Source organism: Yeosuana marina (assembly GCF_011762485.1).
GTDB classification, from domain to species: domain Bacteria; phylum Bacteroidota; class Bacteroidia; order Flavobacteriales; family Flavobacteriaceae; genus Yeosuana; species Yeosuana marina.
In genome coordinates, this window is the sequence record NZ_JAAKGI010000001.1 from 130,350 (window position 1) to 152,233 (window position 21,884).

Sequence of the window (21,884 nt, forward strand, 5' to 3'; positions counted from 1 at the left end):
CAAGTTAATTTTGCAAAAAAAATGCACAATCACGCAAAAAAGTGCAAAATTTTTTTATTTTTGGATAACTAATAATTCAAACTCAACCATATGAAAAAAAAAACTACCCTCTCTTTTCTTGTTTTTTTTACAGCTGCATGTAGTGTATTGTTTTCTCAAAACATAACAGTTAGCGGTACGGTTACAGACGCGTCAAGTGTTCCGTTACCCGGTGTAAATATTCAAGTAAAAGGTACTAACAATGGAACCTCAACTGATTTTGACGGAAATTACAAAATTTCAGCAAATCAAGGTGATGTACTGGTTTATTCCTTTTTAGGATTTAAAACTAAAGAAGTTACTGTAACTGGAACTTCTCTAAACGTAAGTTTAGAAGAAGATGCTGGTCAACTTGATGAAGTAGTCGTTACTGCTTTTGGGATTGAAAAGAAAGAAAAATCATTAGGTTATTCTGTCTCTCAAGTCAAAGCAGAAGACCTTAATCTATCTGGTCAAATGAATGGTATAACCGCACTACAAGGTCAGGTGGCCGGACTTCAAATCAACCAAAATTCTGGTGGAGCTGGTGCAGGAGCTGATATTTCAATTCGTGGTATTACATCAATAGCACCAGGTAGAAATAACCAACCCCTTATTGTTTTAGACGGAGTAGCACTTAACAATGATACTTTTTCGGGTAACATTTTGCCAAGCGCAGGATCAAATTCCCCAGGAAGTTTTGATCAATTTGGATTTACTAGTCGTGCAGGTGACATCAATGCCAACGATATAGAATCAATAAGTGTCTTGAAAGGTGGTGCCGCGACTGCGTTGTATGGTGTTGAGGCCGCTAATGGTGTTATTGTAATTACAACTAAAAAAGGAAAAGAAGGAAAGGCTCAAATCAAACTGAGAACTTCAACCACTTTTAGAAATGTTGTTAAAACTCCAGAGTATCAAAAAACATATCGCGAAGGATATAACGGAGCGCCAAGACAATTATATACGCCTGAAACAGAAACTGGATTTACCAGATTGGGAGGTACCGTATTTTACAATTGGGGTCCTGAGTTATCTGCTGATTCTTATACATTAGATGATGGTACTGTAGTAGATTTATCAAATGATAAATTTTACGATCCGATGGATATTTTTAAAACAGGTATTAACACAGAAACAAACCTAAGCATTTCTGGAGCCACTGAAAAAATGAATTACTATTTATCTTTAGGAGATCAAAAGGAAAAAAGCACGATTCCAAACTCAGATTATGAGAAAATAAATATGAGATTAAGTGCAGGTTATCAAATTACAGATAATTTTAAATTAAATTCTTCTATAAATTATTCCAAATCTGGAGGAAGAAGAGCAAATGGCGGTGATAAATCAATAATGAGTTCACTAGCTTATTTTATTTGGAGTTTTCCTGTTAATGATTATCAAAATGCTGATGGATCGGAAAGAGATTTCTCTCATGGCATTATTGACAACCCTAGATATTATGCTGAAAGAAGTGCTTTAGAGGATGAAGTAAATAGATGGACAGGAAATGTTAATTTTAATTGGGCTCCTGAAGATTGGTTAAATGTTAATTATAAAGCTCAAGTTGATAATTATTCTGATCTTAGAAATCGTTTTGTTTCTGCCGACTTAGATTCTGGAACGCAAGTAAACGGTTTTATAGTTAATGAAAACATCAACTTTACAGGATTAGAATCTAACTTAATAGCTACTGCCACAAAGGACTGGACTGAAAAATTTACAACCTCACTCATGGTTGGTAATCAAATTCTAGATAAAAAACGTATTTACAATAGAATGTATGGTCAAAATTTTAATCTTCCATATTTTAATCATATTAGTAATACAACTGATAGGGATAATTCGAACAGCATAAACCACCAACGAACTGTAGGTGTATTTGGTGAATTAAAATTAGAATATGACGATAAACTTTTCTTATCCATAACAGGTAGAAACGACTGGCTTTCTACATTACCAAAACAGAATCGTTCGTTCTTCTACCCTTCTATAAGTGCTTCTTATGTTTTTACTGAAGATATTTTAATAGATAATGATATCCTTTCTTTTGGTAAACTTAGAGCCTCTTACGCCGAAGTTGGTAATGGTCCACAATTTGGACAAGTTGGCCAATTAATATATCCAGCAGATGGTTTTCCTTTTGGAGGTGTTGGAGGTTATGCCTCATCAACTCTAGCTGGAGATGTAAACATGGTTCCAGAAAGTTCTAAAGGTATTGAAATAGGTACAGATTTAAGATTCTTCAAAAATAAAATTCGTATCGATTATTCATATTATACTACAAAAGTGAGCAGTCAAATTTTTAATACTTCGGTTCCTTATTCAACTGGCTTATCTTCTTATGTTACAAACGCAGGGGATTACAAAACATGGGGACATGAGTTGTTAGTAAGTGGTAAAATATTAAGTACTGCAGACACTTCTCTTGAATTGATCTGGAATTTCTCAACTAACAAAGGTAAAGTTATAGACTTGCCAGATGATATAGACAATATTAACTATTACGGAGATGGTGGTCCAGAAATTTTTGCAAGAGTAAAAGAAGGTGACGAAATGGGAAGTATGTATGGATACAACTTAAAATATATTGAAGGACAACTTTATCTTGATAGTAACGGATACCCTACTTTAGATCGTGACAATGATTATGTAAAAGTGGGTAACGCACTTCCTGATTTTATTACTTCCATCGGAACTAATTTTAAATGGAAAAATTTAGGCTTTAATTTCTTACTTGAATGGAAAAAAGGAGGTGACAAATATAGTTGGGCCAGACGCCAAATGTTAAGAGGAGGTACTAGTATTGCAACAGAATATAGAGTTAGAACTGGTGATTATGTGTTTGATGGAGTCATGGAAGATCCTGCCAATCCAGGAAACTACATTCCAAATACAACGCAAGTAAATTTAGATGAAGGTTACTACAGAAGCTGGTCAAGATATACTGGAGCAGCTGAAAATATTTTACAAGATGCCTCATGGATTAAATTACGTAACGTTAGCTTATCGTATGATTTAACGAATGTCCTTTTGAAAAAGTTAAATTTAAGTAGTATTTCGGTTAGTGCAAGTGCTAACAATATTTTGCTATGGACACCTTACGATGGATATGATCCTGAAGGAAGTACTTTTTCAGCTGGTAGTGGTATTTATGGTTTTTCTGGTCAAGGAATACCATTGACAGAGAATTATAGTGTTAGTCTTCAAATTGGATTTTAAAAAAAATGAAAATGAAAAAAATATTAAAAATATATTTATTTGTAATAGTTGTTGGATTCACAGCATGTAACGATCAGTATTTTGATATAAATACTCCCGTTGATTCTGTGCCTTTAGATCAACTAGATATGAAAGATCTCATGGGTCCTGTATTGTATAATACAATGTTGGCTCAATACTACGCTTCTGTTGTTGCTGGAAATTACAGTCAATATTTTGGAGGCTACGGTTATAGTGCGGCGGGTAAATCTGAAATGGCTTCAACTTGGAGTAATATATACCTAAGGGTATTACCAAATCTAAAGTTAATAAAAGATAAGGCTAATGAAAAAGGAGCTTTACACTATGGAGCTGTTGCCTTAATAGTTGAGGCCGCTAATATTGGTTTAGCTGCAGATATGTGGGATAAAATTCCTTACTCACAGGCAGGACAGTCATCTAAATATCCTCATCCTGATTTTGATTCTCAAGAACAAATTTACAATAGTGTTTTTTCTCTTTTAGATGAAGCTATTCACATTCTTGAAGCACCAGACAATTCTTTTATTAATATGGGAAGCGAAGATCTTATTTATGGAGGTGATTTTGATAAATGGCTCAGAGCTGCGTATACACTTAAAGCACGTTTTCAGCTTCATTTAGTTCAAAAAGGAATTACAACTCCTAATGATGTACTTACATCAATAGCAAATGGATTTACTTCTAACGATGATAACTTCATGATGGTATATCCAGAAAATGAGCTAAATCCTTGGTATCAAGGATCTATTTTAACGAGACAAACAGGAAACTATTTTGTAGCGCCTAATGATCAAATAGTTAGCATGATGAATGGCACATCGTATCCATTCCAAAGCGGTGTTATAACTGAAGACCCTAGACTTCATGAAATCTATCAAAACGAAGGAGATCCAGGAGACCCATGGAGAGGTGGTATGAATGGTGGAATTGGCGATTCTTCGGATGGAGAACCTCTTAATACATTCTTTAAAGAAGGGGGTTACTATACCAGTTCTACATCTCCATTAATTTTAATTACCTATGCAGAAGCTATGTTTATTAAGGCTGAAGCTGCGTTCTTATCCGATGGAGGAACCAGCACTAGCACAGGATCTACAACAGAGGCCTATAATGCTTATATGGCAGGTATATCAGCCAGTATGGATCAAATTGGAGTTGATGGCACTGATTATATGGCAGATACATCTGTAGATGTTGGTGAAGCAGGGTTAATGTTAAATCATATTATGAAAGAGAAATATATTGCTAATAACTTAAATGCTGAAACTTATAATGATTTAAGACGATACGATTTCTCTTCTGATGTATTTAAAGATTTAGCGATTCGTTTAAATCTAGATGATGTGGTAGATGATTATGACGGCCTTTGGTTTAGAAGAGCTATTTATCCAACATCTGAGAAGAATGCTAATCCAAAAGCATTTGATTATGAAGAAGAACCTACCGTAAGTGTTTGGTGGGCACAATAAAAAATAATAATGTTTAATTTTAAAAACCGCTTAATAAATTAAGCGGTTTTTTTTATTTGTAAATACTTATACGCCTTCATAAATAATTAAATATTCTTTTTATTAAACTTAATTCCTAAATATTAATACCCAAACAAGCAAAAAATTAAAAATACATCATAAAAAATGCAAAAACATGCAAAATAATGCAATAAACCGCAAATTTTTATTATTTTTGAGTAACTAATAATTCAAACTCATCCATATGAAAAAAAAAACTACCCTCTCTTTTCTCGTTTTTTTTACAGCCGCATGTAGTGTTTTGTTTGCTCAAAACATAACAGTTGATGGTAAGGTTACAGACGCGTCAAGTGTTCCGTTACCTGGTGTAAATATTCAAGTAAAAGGTACTAACAATGGAACTTCAACTGATTTTGATGGAAATTATAAAATTTCTGCAAATCAAGGTGATGTATTAATTTTTTCCTTCTTAGGTTTTAAAGCCAAAGAAGTTACTGTAACCGGAACTTCATTAAACGTAAGTTTAGAAGAAGATGCTGGTCAACTTGATGAAGTAGTAGTTACTGCATTAGGTATTAAAAAAGAGAGAAAATCTCTTGGATATGCAGTACAAGCCGTAAAAGCTGAAGGCCTAATGGAAGGTAATCAGAATAGTATGGTTAATGGTTTACAAGGAAAAGTTTCTGGTGTAACCATTGTAAATTCTGGTGGAGCTCCTGGTTCTTCTGCAATTATTATGATTCGTGGAGGTTCTTCTATTACAGGAAACAATCAACCTCTTTTTATTGTTGATGGTCTTCCTATAGATAACTCAACAAGTTCAAGTTTAGAAGTTGCAAGTACCAATAGAGCTTCAGATATCAATCCAGAAGACATTGAAAGCATCTCTGTTCTTAAAGGTCCTGCTGCTGCTGCATTATATGGAATTCAAGCTGCTGAAGGCGCCGTGATTATTACCACAAAAAAAGGGAAAGCTGGTGTTAGCCAGGTTACTTACTCTGGATCATTATCAATTGATAATGTTTTGGGAACTCCAAGTATCCAACAAATATATGGGCAAGGCGCTCAAATTGTTGGCACCACAGGAACAACTATTAATCCTGAATCCAATTTATCTTGGGGAAATCCAATTTCTGGTTCTAAATTTAATAATATAAAAGATTTTTATACCACTGCTGTTACAGAAAATCATAACGTAAGCTATTCTAGTGGTAACGATAAAAGTAACTTATATTTTTCTATTGGAGATGTTTCACAAAATGGCGTTATAGAAAGCACAAGCTATGATAAAACATCGTTTAAAATTAATTCATCATCTAAAATTACTGATAACCTTACGTTAGGTATTAATGGAAACTATATTACCACAAAAATAAATAGCACAAAACAAGGAAATGCTTCAGGTGGTAGTTTTTTAAGTTTATTATCATATCCTAGTAATATTGATGCGAAAGACTATTTAAATGCTGATAATTCTCAAAAAAGTTATTTTTTAGATCAACAGTTCGATAATCCTTACTGGAGTATAAAAAATAGTCCGAACACAGATGATGTTAAGCGTTTAATAAGTGCTATAAGTTTAAATTACAATTTCTTAAACGACTTTAATATTAACTATAAGTTAGGAATTGATAATTTTAGCGAATACAACAAAAAAGTAACTGGAGATGGTTCTCTTATTGACAACAGAGAAAACGGTTATATTAGTCAATTTGAAAAAGATAGTAAACGATTAAATTCTAATTTTTTATTAACCTATCAAAAAAATATTACGGAAGATTTTTCTTTAAATGCTCTATTAGGAAACTCTGTTGAAGAATTAGATATTAGAACAACTTATACTAGTGGTTTAGGTTTTCAAGCCCCTGGAATATATAGTATTGGAAATGTTTTGCAGGAAGATCAAAGTATTTCTGAGCTAATAACTAGAAAACGTATTGTAGGTGTATTTGGCGAGTTAAAATTAGGATGGCAAAACGCACTATTTTTAACAGCTACTGGAAGAAATGACTGGAGTTCTACACTTCCTAAAGATAAAAGATCATTTTTCTATCCATCAGTTGGTATGTCCGCAGTAATAACGGATTTGTTCAAAAAAGGTGGTCATGATATTACATCTCCAAATGGATTATCCTATTTACAACTAAGATCTACTTGGGCTAAAGTAGGAAAAGATGCTCCTATTGGAGCATTAGAAAGCTCTCTGTCAACTAATATAAACTCATTAGCAAGTTCAGCATATACTTGGAATGGAGTTGATGTAGGAAACCCTAATCTTGAACCTGAGTTTACAAGAAGTTTTGAAATAGGACTTGATGCTCGTTTCTTTGAAAGTAGAGTGAATTTTGATTTTACATATTATACCAGTAAATCTGAAAATCAAATCTTAAGAGATATCAGGGTCCCTCCTACAACAGGAACATTTTATGCAACACTTAATGGAGGATCTATAACTAACAGTGGTGTAGAAGCAATGCTTTCTGTTAAAGTATTACCACCTAGTAAAGCACTTTCTTGGAATATTGATTTTAATTTTGGTGTTAACAATAGTAAAGTTAATGATTTACCTGGTTTCCTTAACGAAGTTTATTTATCAGATTCTTGGACGTTTAATAGTACCGCTGCTGGTGCTGCTATTTTAGATGGCTCGCTATTTGGCTTAAGAGGCTACAGACCTCAAAAAAATGACAATGGTGACGTTGTTATTAATTCTAATGGACTACCAACACTAGTGCAAGAAACATATGATAATGTAGATCGTATGCCTGATTGGACATTAGGGATTTCAAATACGTTAAAATATAAAGATTTCCGTTTATCTTTTTTATTAGATTTTGTTCAAGGATTCGATGTGTATAACGCTACTGAATCTGCATTACAATATTATGGTCTTAGTAAACAAACTCTAAACAGAAATGAAACTATCGTTCTACCAGGTGTTGATGTAAATGGTGCTGCCAATACCGTTGCAGTTCCAATGGATCAAGCTTTCTATCAAAATTATTACTATAGAAATTCTGAAAATTTTATAGAAGACGGTTCTTTTGCTAGATTAAGATATGTAACCTTAGCTTATAATTTCCCTAAAACAATACTTGATAAAATGTCTTTATCATCGTTAGAGCTTTACGTTACAGGAAGAAACTTATTTACTATAACAGATTATAGTGGGGTTGATCCTGAAGTAAATACATTTGGTGCTGGAATTTCTGGTGCAGGGTCTATGGCTATTGATAATTTAGGGACACCTAATACAAAAGGTTTTGATTTTGGTTTAAAAGTTAGATTCTAAAAAAATTATAAATTATGAAATTATACAAATATTTACTACTAACATTATTAACCATAACTGTTTCGTGCAGTGATGATTATTTTGATGTAAACGGATCTGAAACACAACCTACAACCTCTTCCTTGCCTCCTCAGTACAGAATTCAAGGAGCCATTGAAAACACAACGGCTCAAGCTCAATACAGAGGTAGTCGTGAGGTATTAGGTGTTACACAATATGGTTCTCAAAATGTTGCTAATTATTACTCTGAGACTTGGAGTAATGAATTTACCACAGGACGTTATTTCCTTTGGCAAAATGCCTATGTATACTCATTACCAAATACAGCAGATTTAATTGTTTTAGGAAAAAGAGATAATGCTCCTAATTTTGTTGCCGTTGGTAAAATTCTTAGAGCTTATATATTAGGAATGACAACAGACCAATATGGTGATATTGTTTTAGATGACACTTACGATGGTGTTTCTTCTATGAATATAACACCAAAATTCGCAACTCAAGAACAAGTATATCAAGCCATTTTTGATTATATAGATGAAGCTATTGCAGAATTGGATGAATCGAGCCCAATCGCATTAAACGAAGAAGGAGGTGATGTACTTTATGCAGGTGATCAAGCAAAATGGAAAAAATTTGCTTATGCAATAAAAGCGCGATACTTAAATCATTTAAGTAAAAAATCTTCTTATGATGCTCAGGCTATAATTACAGCTTGTCAATTAGCCATTAGTTCTAATGCTGAAAATGCTCAAAAAACTTATGGTGGAGGTCCTTCTTCAAATGATATCCAACCATTTGCAGTAGGTGGCTATGGCTCATCAAGATTTGATTATTTTTCAAACTTCTTTGTTGAATTACTAAAAAATCCATTAAATCTTGCTGTTCCTATTGAGGATCCTAGATTAACAATTATTGTTCCCGAAGCAGTAAACGGCGGCTATCATGGTGTTGTAACTGGCAGAGGGTTAGATGGCAACCCAAGTGATGATTATTCTTTAGGGAATGGAGGATTCTATACAAGTCCTAATTCAACAACAGATATGATAAACTTTAGTGAAGTGAAGTTTATTGAAGCTGAGGCAAAATTACGAAGCAATGATCCTTCAGGAGCTTATTCTGCCTTTAAAGAAGGTGTTCAAGCTGATTTAGACAAACTTGGTGTTGATTCTGCAGCGAAAACTGCATATTTAAATTTATTGGACACAGAAGTTGGAACAACCAATATCAGTCTATCTCATATCATGGTTCAAAAATATATAGCTAATGTATTAAACCCTGAAACTTGGGTAGATATGAGACGAATGGATTATAGCTCTGATATTTATCCTGGTTTACAACGTCCAGACAATGTGAACCTTGATATATTTCCAAATGATGATGATTGGATTCAAGCTATGGTATATGAATATAATGAAGAAGACAGAAATTATGAAAACATGCCAAATAATGATCCGTATGTAAGATTAACAACTCCTGTTTGGTGGAATACTGCTGATTAAATAGAAATTTGTTAAATAAAAACCCGCTTATTATAATAAGCGGGTTTTTTTATTATAATCTATGTATTAAAGCATGCTTCAAGATTTCTAAATCTTCTTGAGTATGATTGGCCGAAATAACAATCCTGCTCATAAAGCCTTCATAATTTGGATATTTAAAGTTGGTAATAATGATGTTGTTTTTATATAAATAATCATAAAAACCGTCTTCATTACAGTAAATAACCGGATAGTTTTTACTAAACTTAAAACGTTCTTTTGGTTTAAAATCATCAAACAAAAAGGCTAAGTTTTCTTTAAGCTTTTTCTGTTGTTGATGAATTAAATCTTGAGATTGCAAATAGGCTTCTAAGTAGCCTGCATTCGCACAAGATGACGAAATAAAAAGAATTTCGTTTTTTATGGAATCAATAAAATCGTTATCCGATGCGATGATCCCTCCTGATAATCCTAAAGCTTTTCCCAAAGAAGACACCATTATTTTCCTTTCTAGTTTCTCACTTAAAATACTACTAAAAACTCCTTGCCCTTGTTTTCCAAAAATTCCTAAGCTATGAGATTCATCAACCACAAGGGTTACCTTTTTTTCTGAAGAAATATTATTTAAAAAATCAAAGGATGTTGGTTCTACTTCTAATGCCAAAACAGCATCAACGGTAATAACAATATTTTCATTGGTCGTGTTACGTAAATTTGGATGTAATTGACCATTAACAAATACAGGCAAACTATTAGGATGTAAAATAGCAGGGTGCGTTTTTGGATAGTGATAAAAGGTATAATCAGATTGAGATAAATAGTCTAAAACCAATTTACCAGCTAGTGTTCCAGACGATGTGGTTACAGCAGCTTCAGCACCAATCTGTTCAGCAAAAAAAGCTTCAGCCGTATTAAAAATAGATAATTTAATATTCGAGCTTCTCGAACTCCCATAAAAAGACCCCCATTTAGTAATACTTTGAGTAAGAATCTTTAAAAAGCTAGCATTTGTTGAAAGCCCTAAATAAGCGGTTCCACCAAAATACAAATATTCTTTTCCTTCAACTTGTATGGTTCTATCAGGGAAATTTTCAACAATCATGTAGCGTTAAATTAAAGAAACCCCGGTTCCGTTTAAAGAACTATATCCTACAACACCATCTTTAATAGTGACTCCTGTGGCAATATCTTCTGCTAATAATAAAGAGCCATCCATATCAACATAATTTAAAAGCGGAAGGAGATGTGCTATAGCCGAAATCCCAACCGACGATTCTGTCATGCACCCTACCATGGTTTTCATTCCTAAATCTTTCGCATGATTAAGCATACGTCTTGCAGACGTTAAACCGCCACATTTTACCAACTTCACATTAATACCATGAAAATGATTATGACATTTAGCAACATCGGCTTCAATCTGGCAACTTTCGTCAGCAATAACCGGTAATACAGATTTTTGAAATACTTCTCTATGTGCATCCCAATCATCTGCTTTCATGGGTTGCTCTAAAAATTCAACACCAAGTTCTTTTAAAGCAACGGCATTTTTAATGGTTTCATCAACAGTCCATCCGCAATTAGCATCAATTCTAAAAATAGCATTGGTATGTTTACGTAATTCGGTAACTATTTTAATGTCTTCTTTGGTTCCTAGTTTTATTTTATAAATAGGCCATGGTAACTCTTTCATTTTAGAAACCATTTTATCGATGGTATCAATTCCAATGGTATAATCTGTTAACGGATTGTTTGAAATATCATAATTCCAAAGCTCATAAAGTTTTTTGCCTTTTTTACGAGCATATAAATCGTTGTAAGCTAAGTCTAACGCGCATAATGCAAACATATTATGCTTTAAATGTGGATACATAGCATCCCAAAATTCTTCTGGCGTACTCTGCTTAGTAGCTTCAATCTTAGACTTAAGAGGCTCAATGGCTTCTATCATTTTTTGAACCGTAATTCCGTAATATGGGTTCGAAGTTGCCTCTCCATAGCCTGAAAATTCTCCATCTTTTAGTTCAACAATTAAATTAGGTTGCACACTGTAAGACTCTCTTGAAATGGTAAACGTGTGTTTTAATTTTAGTTCGAATGGTCTTAAAATAACCTCCATAAAATATGTTTTAATTATACGTGAAAGTTAATAAAATTATACCTTTGATTATAACGAAAACTTGAATTTATGCCACTAGTTACACCTCTTTCTGCAGACCACGATTTAGAAACCAAAAAACTTTCCGAATTCTTTAATGAAACCCTGGGATTTTGTCCCAATTCAGTACTAACTATGCAACGTAGACCTGCGATTTCTAAAGCGTTTATTAATTTAAATAAAGCGGTAATGGCAAATGAAGGCCGCGTAACTTCAGCTTTAAAACGCATGATTGCCTGGGTAAGTAGTAATTCTGCTGGATGTCGCTATTGCCAGGCGCATGCTATACGAGCCGCGGAACGTTACGGTGCCGAGCAAGAGCAACTGGATAACATTTGGGAATACAGAACTCATCCTGCTTTTAATGAAGCCGAACGTGCAGCATTGGATTTTAGTTTGGCTGCGTCTCAAGTTCCTAATGCCGTAGATGAAAATATTAAAAAACGGTTATATGACTATTGGAATGAAGGCGAAATAGTTGAAATGTTGGGTGTGATTTCATTGTTTGGATATTTAAACCGTTGGAACGATTCTATGGGAACCTCTATTGAAGAAGGTGCGGTTGAAAGTGGCGAACAGTATCTTGGGAAACATGGTTGGGAGAAAGGGAAACATATATAAATTATTCAACTTAATTAAAAAATGACAAAGCAAGATTTTTTAAAAAAATTATTTGTAAAAAAAGATGATTTATTATCTAATTATGAATTTCAAAAATCTGTCTTACTCGATTTAATTGAAATTGGTTTCATATATGTGAAAAACCATTATTCATTTGATGATAATAAATTTGCTAACATGATGCTTCAAATGTCATTATTAAAAGCAAATTCCATTCTTGAATTATCTGAAGGCACTAAACTTAAAAATGTTACAGGAATAGAAAACTCGATTATAGACATACAATCACAATCGAGCATTTTTAGATCCTTGTTTGAAAACTATTGCTTTTTTAACCATTTATATATTAGAAATTGGTCAAAAGAAGAATTTATGTTGATAGAAAACATTTGGAAAATTTCATCTTTAAAACAAAGGTTTTATCTTCTTGATAATAGTTTAGTATTAATGAATCCTGATGATAGTTCGAAGATTAAAAATGAAAAAGATTTTGTTTTAATATTAACTCAAGAAATTAAAAACTCTTCACTTTATAATAAAAATAAAAAGTTCATTAACAACTGTTTAAAAACTAATAAATGGCAAATTACAATCAATGAAAATAAAGTAATTCATATTTCTTGGAAAGAAATGTTTAAAAACTCAAGAAAAAATAAAATTGCAAACGATAAAATATATCAAATATTTTCTCTTGATAGTCATCCATCCTATTTTTCTGTTTTCCAGTTTGGTGATTTGTATCGAACTAGATATGATTTAAGTAGAAGAACAACATTGATTTACCAAACAATAGAAATGATTTGTAATTACTTGTATGATTTTGAAAAGTTGATGACAAGTAAAATAGAAATAAATATTGAAACAAAATTTCTCATTGAAATATTAAGTTCTAAAAAAGGGGATTAAAGCCTTAATGTTAATTTGTTCGATTAGCATTCGTCATTAAATTCGGCAATACCTAAACCTCAAATCTTGGGTTTTATTAGCCAAAACCTATTTAGAAATGATGGTATTAAATAGAAAATACTTTATTTTATTTCTTTCCATCTACCACAATCACAATCTCCCCTTTTGGTGGTTTGTTGGTGTAATATTCTAAAACTTCTTTGGCGGTTCCGCGAATGGTTTCTTCGTATAATTTGGTAAGTTCTCTTGAAACCGAAACTTGTCTGTCGTCTCCAAAATACTCGCAAAAATGAGTTAGAGTCTTTATTAATTTATGTGGAGATTCGTAAAAAATAATAGTTCTGGTTTCTTCGGCTAGCAATAATAATCGTGTTTGTCTGCCCTTTTTAACAGGCAAAAAACCTTCAAAAACAAACTTATCATTGGGTAAACCAGAATTCACCAAAGCAGGTACAAAAGCAGTGGCTCCTGGCAAACAATCGACCTCTATATTCTGTTCAATACAAGCGCGTGTTAATAAAAATCCAGGGTCTGAAATAGCAGGTGTTCCGGCATCGCTAATTAAGGCTATTGTAGTGCCGCTTTTTAGTTTTTGAATAAGATTTTCAACCGTTTTATGTTCATTATGCATATGGTGAGATTGCATATGTGTACTAATCTCAAAATGCTTCAACAATTTTCCAGAGGTGCGTGTGTCTTCAGCAAGAATTAAATCAACCTCCTTTAAAACCTCAACGGCTCTAAAGGTCATATCCTTTAAGTTTCCAATAGGTGTAGGAACAATATAAAGTTTACTCATACATTAAACTTACTTTCAATAATTTCCATAAAACGCTCTTCTACTTCTTCCTTTCCAATCCAATTATTATAGTCTGGTTTCACAATGTTTTGAACAAGTTTACCCGCTTCATCAAAACTCGTTGCTGTATTTATTTGAGACAAAACCCGTTCGTAATCTTCTAATTTACCATCAAATAAATGTTTAATAAACGCTAACTTATCATTGAGTCCGATATTTAAAGTGTTGGCTTTCAATCTATCATTTAAAGATTTATTTACATTAACTTTTTGGGCATTAACAACGGGTTCAAATTGAGGTAAATTTTCAAAGCCAGCGGTTAAATCCTCTAATATTTCCTGTTTTCTTTGCTTATCTCGATTTGGTTCTTTAAAAACTTTATCCTCTTCTGGCATATGTTCAACCATATCTCTAATGGTCTTCATACCAGGTTCCATAATATCGTCATGTTCCACATCATCAAGATTAATATAGATTTTATCTTCAACTTCTATGGTATCACTCAAGGTATTATTAAAGGCATTATCAAGCATCCCGAAAAAAGACGAATCATTTCCTATAGATGGAATATTATCATCAAAATTTTCCTGAGCAAACTTTAATACGGACAGTTTTTCAAAAAGAACTGATACTTCTGCATGCATTTTTATAACATCTTCTTTCCCTTTTAACTTGAGAATTCTGTGTGCTATACTTACCAATTCAGATTCCAGTTTCTTCTTCATTGTTTTAATTTTTTAGAATTATATTATTTGGGCTTTTATTTTTAATAAATTTGCGCCACCTTTATACAAACGAATAGTTGGTTTGTTTTAGTGTTAAAATTACGAAATGTTTCTTGAAAATACAGTAAATCATAAAGAACAATTTGGGTGGATTGAAGTAATCTGTGGCTCTATGTTTTCTGGCAAAACAGAAGAATTAATCAGACGACTTAAACGCGCGCAGTTTGCTAGGCAAAAAGTAGAAATTTTTAAGCCTACTATTGATGTGCGTTATGATGAAGAAATGGTGGTATCTCATGATGCTAATGAAATCCGGTCTACCCCAGTTCCTGCCGCTGCAAATATCCCTATTTTAGCTGATGGCTGTGACGTGGTTGGTATTGATGAAGCCCAGTTTTTTGATGACGAAATTGTACGTGTTTGTAATGATTTAGCCAACAAAGGAGTTCGCGTTATTGTAGCAGGATTAGATATGGATTTTAAAGGTAATCCGTTTGGGCCAATGCCTCATTTAATGGCCACGGCGGAGTATGTCACCAAAGTCCATGCGGTTTGCACAAGAACAGGTAATTTAGCACAATATAGCTACCGAAAATCTAAAAATGATAACCTGGTTCTTTTAGGTGAAGTAGAAGAATATGAACCGCTAAGCAGAGGCGCTTATTACAAAGCCATGATGCGTGATAAAGTTCGTAATATGAAGGTTAATGATGCCGAAGAAGTGATTTCAAAACCTAAAAACACGGATGCCTAAAGCCAACGAAACTATTCTTGAAATTGATTTTAAAGCGCTCAAACATAATCTTGAGTATATACAATCAAAACTTCAAAAAAAAACAAAAACCTTAGCCGTTGTTAAAGCCTTTGCTTACGGCAGCGATGCTACTGAAATAGCCCTTTATTTACAAAATCTTAGCGTTGATTATTTTGCAGTTGCCTATATAAATGAAGGTATTGCTTTGCGACAAGCTGGTGTTACCAAACCTATTTTAGTACTGCATCCACAAGCTATAAACTTTAAAGAATTAATTGGTAATTGTCTTGAACCTAGCTTATACAACGCTAAAATTTTTAATGAATTTATTGAAGCCTCTTCTAAAGAAAATCAAACTAATTATCCCGTTCATATTAAATTTAACACAGGGTTAAATCGTCTTGGATTTTCTGAAAATGATATTGATTTTTTGATGTCAAAATTAAACAAAACAACAAGTATAAAAGTTGCTTCTATTTTTTCACATTTGGCGGCGAGTGAAGATTTAAATGAAACAAAATTTACTCAAAATCAAATAAAGTCCTTCAATATAATTTCTGAAAACTTTATTTCAAAATTAGACTATAAACCCATGCTTCACTTGTGTAATACGTCGGGAATCCTAAACTATCCTGAGGCACATTTTGATATGGTTAGAACCGGTATTGGTTTATATGGTTTTGGAAATTCAGAAAAAGAAAACAAGCACTTTAAACCAATAGGCACTTTAAAAACCGTTATTTCACAAATTCATACCATTAATAAAGGCGAATCTGTTGGTTATAACAGAGCTTATAAAAGCAGTGATATTACAAAAACAGCCACACTTCCTATTGGGCATGCCGATGGTATAGGAAGACAATATGGTAATGGAAAAGGATTTGTGATAATTCATGGTCAAAAAGCACCAATTATAGGTAATGTTTGTATGGATATGATTATGGTAAATGTGACTACTATTGCATGTAAAGAAGGAGATGAAGTTATTGTTTTTGACCCAAAATCTACCGCAGAACACTTAGCTGAGCAAGCAAATACCATTTCTTACGAGCTTATTACAGGAATCTCGCAGCGTGTTAAACGTGTCTATTTAAAATAATTTTAAAGAACAGACTTTAACATTTAACTATTTTAACTATTTTAGTTTATCACTAACTAAAAATTTAATTATATGTTAAAAGAATTTAAAGACTTTGCAATGAAAGGCAATTTGGTTGATATAGCCGTTGCATTTGTTATGGGTGCTGCTTTTAATAAAGTAGTTACCTCATTTACCGGAGGAATTGTTTCTCCATTGGTCGGATTGATTTTTAAATCTGACTTCAATGATTTAAAGTATGTCGTTACACCAGGCACTCTAGACAAAGCTGGAAATATGACAGGAGAAATCGCCGTACTTTATGGTAGTTTCTTAACCAATGTTATTGACTTTATAATCGTTGCTTTTGTAATGTTTATGATAATTAAAGGAATCAACAAAACTAAGAAAAAAGAAGAGGCAGCTCCAGAAGCTCCAAAAGGTCCTTCTCAAGAGGATTTGTTAACAGAGATAAGAGATTTGCTTAAAAAATAACTTGTTGTTAAATAAATAACAACGTGTTATTTGTTGTTAAAAAGCCTTTGTTTTTAAAAAATGAAGGCTTTTTTTGATTTTTAAATTAGAATTAATACCTAATTTTGCCTATCAAATTTTATTAAATATAAACACATGAAAGTAGCTGTTGTTGGTGCCACTGGTATGGTTGGCGAAGTAATGCTGAAAGTTCTTGCAGAACGAAATTTTCCAATTACTGAATTATTAGTAGTCGCCTCAGAGCGTTCTGTAGGCAAAATATTAACCTATAAAAATAAAGAATATACGGTTATTAGTTTAGCTGATGCAGTTGCAGCCAAACCAGATATTGCCATTTTTTCAGCTGGTGGAGGCACCTCTTTAGAATGGGCTCCAAAATTTGCAGAAGTTGGCACAACGGTTATCGATAATTCTTCAGCATGGCGTATGGATCCTACAAAAAAATTAGTGGTTCCAGAAATTAATGCTCACGAATTAACAAAAGACGATAAAATTATAGCAAACCCTAATTGCTCGACCATTCAAATGGTTTTGGCGCTATCACCACTTCATAAACAATATAAAATGAAACGTGTCGTGGTTTCAACTTATCAATCCGTTTCTGGTACTGGTGTAAAAGCAGTTAAACAATTAGAAAATGAAATTGCCGGTATTGAAGGTGAGATGGCATATCCGTATCCTATAGGTAGAAATGCGTTACCACATTGCGATGTTTTTGAAGATAATGGCTATACCAAAGAAGAAATGAAACTAGCCAGAGAGCCTCAAAAAATATTTAATGATAAATCCTTTTCTGTAACTGCTACAGCTGTTAGAATTCCTACTTCGGGCGGGCATTCAGAATCTGTAAATGTAGAATTTGAAAACGATTTTGATTTAGCCGAAGTTCGCAAATTATTGAGCGAAACACCTGGTGTTATCGTTCAAGACAATCCTGCTACAAACTCATACCCAATGCCTATTTTTGCGCATGATAAAGATGAGGTTTTTGTGGGTCGTTTAAGACGTGATGAAACACAACCTAATACCTTAAACATGTGGATAGTTGCTGATAATCTCCGTAAAGGTGCTGCCACCAATGCTATTCAAATTGGTGAATACTTAGTAGCAAATCATTTGGTTTAAAAAACACTCTTAAATAACATAAAAATGAAAACTTTAAAAACAATAGTCCTTTCATTAATTTTAGTACTCGTTGTTTCCTGCGACAAAAAGCCATCAAAAGAAACCCTTGAGTTTAATAGTACCTTTAAAGAGGTCATGGCGGTGCATGACGAAGTGATGCCAAAAATGAACGAAATGGGAAAATTATCAGCTGAACTAAAAGCGAAAATTGATACCACTGCTGTTGGCAAAACGTATCAAAAGGCTTTGGATTCATTAGGTAATGCCCATAAATATATGATGAAATGGATGGAAGATTTTAGCAATAAATTCCCCTATTCAGATGATCGTTTAAAAGGTAAATCGACTGAAGAAATTCTGAGTGCCATAGAAGAGCTTAAAAAAGAAAAAACAAAAGTTGATGCAGTACGTAATGCTCTTAACGGTAGTATTAACAATGCTAAAACTGTTTTAGCTAATTAAATTTTAATAAACTAAACTTGACCTTAAGCTTCTACAAATATGTTTGTGTAGAAGCTTTTTTTATTCTTAGTCTTGATTAATAAAAGACATCTCGTCATGAGAAGACGCTTTTTGTAAAATAGTCTGAAAAACATATTCACAAACCTGCTTTTCACCTTTCAAATTTATTAAATCTATGGTATCTTCTGGTCTATGGTATTGTGGGTGACCTCCTGTATGTATTCCTAAAACCGAAATTCCTTTCTTATAAAATGATACATGGTCTGATCCACCTACAGATCCTGCATGAACGACTGGATTTAACCCTAAAGACGTTCCTAAATTAGTCATAAATTTAACACCACCCGGAAAGGTTCCGGCGCCACCCATATATACTTGTTGCTCTGAATTTAACCTGCCAACCATATCCAAATTAATCATTAACTTAATTTGAGACAATGACACCGTGGGGTGTTCTACAAAATATTTACTACCCAATAAACCTTGCTCTTCTGCTCCAAACGCAATAAACAAAACGCTTCTTTTTAATTGGGATTTCTTAGCTGCCAGCTTTTCGGCAATTTCCAACAGTGCTGACGTTCCGCTGGCATTATCATCAGCTCCATGATACACCACTCCTCTTTTATCAGATTTTGCAGAGGGTCCTCCAAAACCTAAATGATCATAATGAGCTCCTAAAACAATGTAGTAGTTTTTTAAAACAGGATCATTTCCTTCAATAAAACCAATCACATTACACGTTTTTACAACCGGTTTTTCTCCTTTATCAACACGTAACTCTGCTTTAAAATTTTGCTCGTATCCTGTTTTAAAAGGCTTTATACCTAAATTCTTAAACTCCTTTTTTATATACTTAACAACCCATCTGTTCTCTTTTCCTCCTGGGTATCTTCCTGCATTTTTATCAGAAGTTAAAAATTGTAGATGTTCTTTTAATTCGCTTTCTGTAATATCAGTTTGTGAAAATATATTGGAGTAAATAAAACTCAATATAAAAAGCAAGAGAATTTTCTTCATAATAACTCAATTTCTTATAAGTACTCAAAGATATTATAAGTAATTTAATTTGCTGGTTAAACTTATCATCTAAGCTAACAGATTTTTGTTTATTTTTGAAATGAACCCTATACAATCGTTTATTATTAATAGCCTAAAAAAAGTAAATTCTCTGAAAAACATAGCAACTCTAAAATACCCTAAAACTAAAACGGTTAATGTTGTTGACACCTATTTTGGAGTTGACGTCAAAGACAATTTTAGATGGCTAGAAGATGATAGAAGTACTGAAACACGTGCTTGGATAAAAGCACAAAATAAAACTACGTTTGATTATTTAAATACAATTCCTTTTAGAAACGAACTAAAAGAGCGGCTTTCCAGATTATGGGATTACGAGAAAATTGGAGCTCCTTTTATTGAAGGAGATTACACCTATTTCTCTAAAAACGATGGGTTACAAAATCAAGATGTTTATTACAGACAAAAAGGAGATGCTAAGGCTGAAGTTTTTTTGGATTCTAATAACTTTTCAAAAGACGGAACCATCTCCCTAGAAGGATTAAGCTTTTCTAAAAACGGAAAGATACTTGCTTATTCCATTTCAGAAGGAGGCAGTGATTGGCGTAAAGTAATTGTCATGGACGTGGAAACCAAAGTCATCATTGAGGAACCATTAACTGATATTAAATTTAGTCTTATTTCATGGTATAAAAATGAAGGGTTTTACTATTCCAGTTATAATAAACCCAAAGGAAGTGAGCTGTCTGCTAAAACAGACCAACACAAAGTATATTACCATAAACTAGGAACTTCACAAAAAGAGGATACATTAATTTTTGGTGGAACACCAGAAGAAAAGCATCGATACATCTACGGAACCGTTACCGAAGATGATAGATATTTAGTTGTAACACCTCGTGTATCTACATCTGGTAACAAATTGTACATAAAAGATTTATCTGTACCAAATAGTAAGTTTGTTACTATTTTAGATGATACCGATAGTGACACATTCTTTATTAAAAATGATGGCAGTAACTTGTTTTTAGTAACAAATCTAAATGCACCCAACAAACGTGTTGTATCTGTTAATGCCTCTAATCCAGTACCAGAGCAATGGGTTGATGTGATTCCTGAAACAGAAAACGTATTAAATATTTCAACAGGAAGTAATTATTTATTTGCTATGTATATGGTCGATGCCATTTCGAAAGTAAAGCAATACGACTTAAACGGCACATTTTTAAGAGAGATTAAGTTGCCGGGGCTTGGTTCTGCTGGTGGATTTTCAGGAAAAAAAGATGATATAGTTATATACTATTCATTTACTAATTACAACACCCCCTCAAGTATCTATAGTTTAAATCCGAAAACAGGCAAAACAAAAGCCTATTGGAAACCTAGCATTGATTTTAACCCCAGTAATTATGAAAGTAATCAAGTGTTTTACACCTCAAAAGACGGAACCAAAATTCCGATGATGATTACACATAAAAAAGGAATTAAATTACAAGGTAAAAACCCAACCATTTTATACGGTTATGGTGGATTCAATATTAGTGTAACACCTGCTTTTAGTGTATCAAATGCTGTTTGGATGGAACAAGGAGGCATCTTAGCTGTTCCTAATTTAAGAGGAGGAGGTGAATACGGGCGTACATGGCATGATGCCGGGACCAAATTTAAAAAACAAAATGTGTTTGATGATTTTATTGCTGCTGCCGAATACTTAATAGCTAATCATTATACCTCTTCAAAATATTTAGCAATACGAGGAGGTTCTAATGGTGGGTTATTAGTGGGTGCTGTGATGACGCAACGTCCTGATTTAGCAAAAGTAGCATTGCCTGCCGTTGGCGTTTTAGATATGCTACGCTATCATACCTTTACATCGGGTGCAGGTTGGGCTTATGATTATGGCACTTCTGAACAAAGCAAAGAGATGTTCGATTACCTCAAAGGATATTCGCCGCTTCATAATATTAAAAAAGGCGTTGAATATCCAGCAACCTTGGTCACTACAGGAGACCATGATGACCGAGTAGTTCCTGCTCATAGTTTTAAATTTACTTCCGAATTACAACGACAACGACCAGGTAGTAACCCTATTTTAATACGGATTGAAACAGATGCTGGTCATGGCGCTGGAACTCCTGTTAGTAAAACCATTGCATACTATGCAGATATTTTTGGTTTTACCTTATTTAATATGGGATATAAATCATTACCAAATAAAGGATAACAGTTAGTTTGTTAAAAATT

Annotated in this window: 17 protein-coding genes; 12 read left to right on the forward strand and 5 right to left on the reverse strand. The window is 33.2% G+C overall.

The features are described 5' to 3' along the window. Positions 1 to 90 precede the first annotated feature (90 nt). The 4 genes from G5V56_RS00505 to G5V56_RS00520 all read left to right on the forward strand — a co-directional run bounded on the left by G5V56_RS00505 (position 91) and on the right by G5V56_RS00520 (position 9,521). Positions 91 to 3,240: a SusC/RagA family TonB-linked outer membrane protein gene (locus G5V56_RS00505; RefSeq protein WP_166959648.1), complete on the forward strand. Its 3,150-nt coding sequence runs from the start codon at positions 91 to 93 to the stop codon at positions 3,238 to 3,240. A gap of 11 nt (positions 3,241 to 3,251) precedes the next feature. After that, positions 3,252 to 4,730 carry a SusD/RagB family nutrient-binding outer membrane lipoprotein gene (locus tag G5V56_RS00510; RefSeq protein WP_166959651.1) on the forward strand — a complete coding sequence of 493 codons (1,479 nt, stop codon included), beginning with the start codon at positions 3,252 to 3,254 and terminating at the stop codon, positions 4,728 to 4,730. Positions 4,731 to 4,974: 244 nt separating this feature from the next. Further along, positions 4,975 to 8,022 carry a SusC/RagA family TonB-linked outer membrane protein gene (locus G5V56_RS00515; RefSeq protein WP_166959654.1) on the forward strand — a complete coding sequence of 1,016 codons (3,048 nt, stop codon included), beginning with the start codon at positions 4,975 to 4,977 and terminating at the stop codon, positions 8,020 to 8,022. A gap of 14 nt (positions 8,023 to 8,036) precedes the next feature. Continuing rightward, entirely contained in the window at positions 8,037 to 9,521 is a 1,485-nt protein-coding gene (locus G5V56_RS00520; RefSeq protein ID WP_166959657.1) for a SusD/RagB family nutrient-binding outer membrane lipoprotein, read from the forward strand. Positions 9,522 to 9,573: 52 nt separating this feature from the next. On the opposite strand, the gene G5V56_RS00525 is transcribed toward G5V56_RS00520, so the two are convergent. Further along, positions 9,574 to 10,602, reverse strand: a complete 1,029-nt coding sequence (locus tag G5V56_RS00525; protein ID WP_166959660.1) for an aminotransferase class I/II-fold pyridoxal phosphate-dependent enzyme — start codon at positions 10,600 to 10,602, stop codon at positions 9,574 to 9,576. 6 nt (positions 10,603 to 10,608) lie between these two features. Then, positions 10,609 to 11,619 carry a dipeptide epimerase gene (locus G5V56_RS00530; protein WP_166959663.1) on the reverse strand — a complete coding sequence of 337 codons (1,011 nt, stop codon included), beginning with the start codon at positions 11,617 to 11,619 and terminating at the stop codon, positions 10,609 to 10,611. Positions 11,620 to 11,688: 69 nt separating this feature from the next. On the opposite strand from G5V56_RS00530, the gene G5V56_RS00535 reads away from it, so the two are divergent. Together G5V56_RS00535 and G5V56_RS00540 are read left to right on the forward strand one after the other, a co-directional pair. After that, the gene (locus G5V56_RS00535; RefSeq protein ID WP_166959666.1) at positions 11,689 to 12,279 is read left to right on the forward strand and encodes a carboxymuconolactone decarboxylase family protein; all 591 of its coding nucleotides are present in this window, start codon (positions 11,689 to 11,691) and stop codon (positions 12,277 to 12,279) included. 21 nt (positions 12,280 to 12,300) lie between these two features. Then, on the forward strand, positions 12,301 to 13,185 hold the full coding sequence (locus G5V56_RS00540; RefSeq protein WP_166959669.1) for a hypothetical protein: 885 nt from the start codon (positions 12,301 to 12,303) through the stop codon (positions 13,183 to 13,185). Between the two features lie 127 nt (positions 13,186 to 13,312). Here G5V56_RS00540 and rsmI read toward each other — a convergent pair whose 3' ends face one another. Both rsmI and G5V56_RS00550 read right to left on the reverse strand, forming a co-directional pair. Then, complete coding sequence (rsmI, locus tag G5V56_RS00545) at positions 13,313 to 13,984, reverse strand: 16S rRNA (cytidine(1402)-2'-O)-methyltransferase (protein WP_166959672.1); 672 nt, start codon at positions 13,982 to 13,984, stop codon at positions 13,313 to 13,315. Further along, positions 13,981 to 14,709 carry a hypothetical protein gene (locus G5V56_RS00550; protein WP_166959675.1) on the reverse strand — a complete coding sequence of 243 codons (729 nt, stop codon included), beginning with the start codon at positions 14,707 to 14,709 and terminating at the stop codon, positions 13,981 to 13,983. Before G5V56_RS00550 ends, rsmI begins: the two co-directional genes overlap by 4 nt. A 106-nt stretch (positions 14,710 to 14,815) precedes the next feature. On the opposite strand from G5V56_RS00550, the gene G5V56_RS00555 reads away from it, so the two are divergent. The 5 genes from G5V56_RS00555 (at position 14,816) to G5V56_RS00575 (ending at position 18,623) form a co-directional block, all read left to right on the forward strand. Then, the gene (locus G5V56_RS00555; protein ID WP_166959678.1) at positions 14,816 to 15,463 is read left to right on the forward strand and encodes a thymidine kinase; all 648 of its coding nucleotides are present in this window, start codon (positions 14,816 to 14,818) and stop codon (positions 15,461 to 15,463) included. Beyond that, a complete protein-coding gene (alr, locus tag G5V56_RS00560) occupies positions 15,456 to 16,562 on the forward strand; it encodes an alanine racemase (protein WP_166959681.1) in 1,107 nt (368 codons plus the stop codon). The genes G5V56_RS00555 and alr overlap by 8 nt, the downstream gene beginning before the upstream one ends. Positions 16,563 to 16,634: 72 nt before the next feature. Beyond that, positions 16,635 to 17,036 carry a large-conductance mechanosensitive channel protein MscL gene (gene mscL, locus G5V56_RS00565; protein WP_166959684.1) on the forward strand — a complete coding sequence of 134 codons (402 nt, stop codon included), beginning with the start codon at positions 16,635 to 16,637 and terminating at the stop codon, positions 17,034 to 17,036. 135 nt (positions 17,037 to 17,171) lie between these two features. Beyond that, positions 17,172 to 18,161 (forward strand): aspartate-semialdehyde dehydrogenase, encoded by a 990-nt coding sequence (locus G5V56_RS00570; RefSeq protein ID WP_166959687.1) that lies wholly within the window; start codon positions 17,172 to 17,174, stop codon positions 18,159 to 18,161. Positions 18,162 to 18,185: 24 nt separating this feature from the next. Then, a complete protein-coding gene (locus G5V56_RS00575; RefSeq protein ID WP_166959691.1) occupies positions 18,186 to 18,623 on the forward strand; it encodes a hypothetical protein in 438 nt (145 codons plus the stop codon). Positions 18,624 to 18,689: 66 nt separating this feature from the next. On the opposite strand, the gene G5V56_RS00580 is transcribed toward G5V56_RS00575, so the two are convergent. Then, positions 18,690 to 19,640, reverse strand: a complete 951-nt coding sequence (locus tag G5V56_RS00580) for a M28 family metallopeptidase (RefSeq protein ID WP_166959694.1) — start codon at positions 19,638 to 19,640, stop codon at positions 18,690 to 18,692. 100 nt (positions 19,641 to 19,740) lie between these two features. On the opposite strand from G5V56_RS00580, the gene G5V56_RS00585 reads away from it, so the two are divergent. Then, positions 19,741 to 21,864 (forward strand): prolyl oligopeptidase family serine peptidase, encoded by a 2,124-nt coding sequence (locus G5V56_RS00585; RefSeq protein WP_166959697.1) that lies wholly within the window; start codon positions 19,741 to 19,743, stop codon positions 21,862 to 21,864. Positions 21,865 to 21,884: the final 20 nt, after the last annotated feature.

What these genes read in the sequence shown, in the direction of transcription:
- mscL (WP_166959684.1), top strand. Translation starts at nt 16,635, where the DNA reads ATGTTAAAAGAATTTAAAGACTTTGCAATGAAAGGCAATTTGGTTGAT.
- G5V56_RS00535 (WP_166959666.1), top strand. Translation starts at nt 11,689, where the DNA reads ATGCCACTAGTTACACCTCTTTCTGCAGACCACGATTTAGAAACCAAA.
- G5V56_RS00520 (WP_166959657.1), top strand. Translation starts at nt 8,037, where the DNA reads ATGAAATTATACAAATATTTACTACTAACATTATTAACCATAACTGTT.
- G5V56_RS00575 (WP_166959691.1), top strand. Translation starts at nt 18,186, where the DNA reads ATGAAAACTTTAAAAACAATAGTCCTTTCATTAATTTTAGTACTCGTT.
- G5V56_RS00580 (WP_166959694.1), bottom strand. Translation starts at nt 19,640, where the DNA reads ATGAAGAAAATTCTCTTGCTTTTTATATTGAGTTTTATTTACTCCAAT.
- G5V56_RS00570 (WP_166959687.1), top strand. Translation starts at nt 17,172, where the DNA reads ATGAAAGTAGCTGTTGTTGGTGCCACTGGTATGGTTGGCGAAGTAATG.
- G5V56_RS00525 (WP_166959660.1), bottom strand. Translation starts at nt 10,602, where the DNA reads ATGATTGTTGAAAATTTCCCTGATAGAACCATACAAGTTGAAGGAAAA.
- G5V56_RS00510 (WP_166959651.1), top strand. Translation starts at nt 3,252, where the DNA reads ATGAAAAAAATATTAAAAATATATTTATTTGTAATAGTTGTTGGATTC.
- alr (WP_166959681.1), top strand. Translation starts at nt 15,456, where the DNA reads ATGCCTAAAGCCAACGAAACTATTCTTGAAATTGATTTTAAAGCGCTC.
- G5V56_RS00515 (WP_166959654.1), top strand. Translation starts at nt 4,975, where the DNA reads ATGAAAAAAAAAACTACCCTCTCTTTTCTCGTTTTTTTTACAGCCGCA.
- G5V56_RS00585 (WP_166959697.1), top strand. Translation starts at nt 19,741, where the DNA reads ATGAACCCTATACAATCGTTTATTATTAATAGCCTAAAAAAAGTAAAT.
- G5V56_RS00555 (WP_166959678.1), top strand. Translation starts at nt 14,816, where the DNA reads ATGTTTCTTGAAAATACAGTAAATCATAAAGAACAATTTGGGTGGATT.
- rsmI (WP_166959672.1), bottom strand. Translation starts at nt 13,984, where the DNA reads ATGAGTAAACTTTATATTGTTCCTACACCTATTGGAAACTTAAAGGAT.
- G5V56_RS00550 (WP_166959675.1), bottom strand. Translation starts at nt 14,709, where the DNA reads ATGAAGAAGAAACTGGAATCTGAATTGGTAAGTATAGCACACAGAATT.
- G5V56_RS00540 (WP_166959669.1), top strand. Translation starts at nt 12,301, where the DNA reads ATGACAAAGCAAGATTTTTTAAAAAAATTATTTGTAAAAAAAGATGAT.
- G5V56_RS00530 (WP_166959663.1), bottom strand. Translation starts at nt 11,619, where the DNA reads ATGGAGGTTATTTTAAGACCATTCGAACTAAAATTAAAACACACGTTT.
- G5V56_RS00505 (WP_166959648.1), top strand. Translation starts at nt 91, where the DNA reads ATGAAAAAAAAAACTACCCTCTCTTTTCTTGTTTTTTTTACAGCTGCA.